Origin of the sequence: Defluviimonas aquaemixtae (genome assembly GCF_900302475.1) — a bacterium.
Classification (GTDB): domain Bacteria; phylum Pseudomonadota; class Alphaproteobacteria; order Rhodobacterales; family Rhodobacteraceae; genus Albidovulum; species Albidovulum aquaemixtae.
On record NZ_OMOQ01000014.1, the window covers coordinates 1 to 2050 of the forward strand.

Below are 2050 nucleotides of genomic sequence, written 5' to 3' on the forward strand. Positions count from 1 at the left end.
GCCAAGTCGCCACGGGTCGGTCGTACTTTTCGCAAAGCTCCGTCACTCGACGAACGAGCGCCGCGTTCGACGGCGCGAGCCGCTCCTTGTCGAGACGCACGTTGTCCTCGAGCCCGGTGCGCGCGTGGCCGCCTTCGCGAACGCACCATTCGTTGACAGTGATTTGCTGCGCGCCGATCCCGGCGGCGCACCACTCCGCGTTTGGCGCCAGCCGCTCGACCGTCTTGATGTAGAAGTCGAACACCTCGCGGTCGACCGGCATCGCGTTTCTCACGCCCATCACGAACTGGACGTAGAGCTTGCCCGGGATACGGCCGTCCTTGTTCATCTCGGCCGCCTTGAAAATGTGGGAAAGATCGAACGCCTCGATTTCGGGCTTCACGCCGTAGGTCCGCATCTCAGACGCCAGCCAATCGACGAGGTCGGGCGGATTTTCGTAGACTCGCGTTGGGAAGTTGTTCGAGCCAACGGCGAGCGAGGCCATCTCTGGCTTGAGACCGAGCATTCCGCCGCGCTCGTGTCCCGCGCCCGAGCGCCCGCCGGTCGAGAACTGGATGATCATGCCAGGGCAGTATTTCCGCAGGCCTTCCATCAACCGGCCGAACCGCTCGGGGTCCGACGTCGGCTTGCCCTCGTCGTCTCGGACATGGCAGTGCGCGATGCTGGCGCCGGCCTCGAACGCCGCCTGCGTGGATTCGATCTGCTCCTCGACCGTGACCGGCAGCGCGGGGTTGTTGGCCTTGGTGGGGACCGAGCCGGTAATCGCCACGCAGATGATGCAGGGTTTTGTCATGTCGGCCTCAGATATCGAAGAAGACGGTTTCGTTCTCGCCCTGAAGGCGGATGTCGAAGCGGTAGACGCTCGCGCCCTTGCGCGTCTCGCGTTTGGCGATCAGAGTTGCGCGGCGATGCTGCTGCTCGATGAGGTTCAGGACCGGATCGGCAGCGTTGGCCTTGTCCTCATCCGCGAAGTACATCCGTGTATTCAAGCCGATATTGATCCCGCGCGCAACGAGCCAGAGGCTGATATGCGGCGCCATGATGCGGCCCGAGCGGCCCATCACGGGCCCCGGCTTGATGGTCTCGAAGGCCCATTCGCCGGTCTCGAAATCCGGGATCACGCGGCCCCAACCGCGAAAGCCCTGCTCGACCTTGCCGGCACCCGCGTAGACGCCCGCCGCATTCGCCTGCCAGATTTCGATCAGGACATCCTTGACTGGCGCGCCGGTACCGTCGGTGACGATGCCGTCAACCGTGATCCGCTCGCCCTTCGCATTCGGCCCGATGATGTCATGGCCGAGTTCCTGGCGATAGATGTCGAACCCGGCATCGCCGGGCGCGAGGCCGATATGGACGTAAGGACCTGCCGTCTGGGAAGGGGATTCCTTCAGGTAGTCGAACTTCTGCACCATGGTCAGTTCCCCTCAGGCCGGTTCTCGAAATAGGTCGATCTCTGCCCGCGCAGCACGATGTCGAACTTGTAAGCGATGCTATCGAGTGGGATCGTGGCGTTCAGGTCGAGCGCCGCGACAAGCTGGTCGATGGCGCGTGGATCGGGGATCGTCCTCACGATCGGGCAATTCGCGATCAAGGGGTCGCCTTCGAAGTACATCTGGGTGATCAGTCGCTGCGCGAAGGCCGAGCCGAAGACCGAGAAATGAATATGCGCGGGCCGCCAGTTGTTCACCCAGTTGCGCCAAGGATAGGCGCCGGGCTTCACCGTGCGGAAGACGTAGCAGCCCTGCTCATCCGTCAGTGTCCGCCCGCAGCCGCCGAAATTTGGGTCAATGGGCGCGAGATAGGTGTCCTTCCTGTGCCGATAGCGCCCGCCGGCATTGGCCTGCCATATCTCGACGAGCGTGTTCGGCACGGGCCGCGCGTTCTCGTCCAGCACGCGGCCGTGGACAATGATCCGCTCGCCGATCGGATCTCCGGTCTTGGCGTAGTTGCGGATGAGGTCGTTGTCCAACGGGTCGATGTCGTTCTGGCCGAAGACCGGCCCGGTCAGTTCGCTGGCCGAGTTCTGAAGCGAAAGAAGCGCATAGTGAGG

Annotated in this window: 3 protein-coding genes; all 3 read right to left on the bottom strand. The window is 63.4% G+C overall.

Features of this window, described 5'->3' with window-relative positions; genetic code table 11:
• A partial coding sequence (locus tag DEA8626_RS20745; RefSeq protein WP_108855144.1) for a 3-oxoadipate:acetyl-CoA acetyltransferase occupies window positions 1–793 on the bottom strand: 793 nt, incomplete at its 3' end.
• 7 nt (window positions 794–800) lie between these two features.
• Window positions 801–1412: a protocatechuate 3,4-dioxygenase subunit alpha gene (gene pcaG, locus DEA8626_RS20750; RefSeq protein WP_108855145.1), complete on the bottom strand. Its 612-nt coding sequence runs from the start codon at window positions 1410–1412 to the stop codon at window positions 801–803.
• Between the two features lie 2 nt (window positions 1413–1414).
• On the bottom strand, window positions 1415–2050 hold a 636-nt coding region (gene pcaH, locus DEA8626_RS20755), incomplete at its 5' end, for a protocatechuate 3,4-dioxygenase subunit beta (protein WP_108855146.1).

What these genes read in the sequence shown, in the direction of transcription:
- pcaG (WP_108855145.1), bottom strand. Translation starts at nt 1,412, where the DNA reads ATGGTGCAGAAGTTCGACTACCTGAAGGAATCCCCTTCCCAGACGGCA.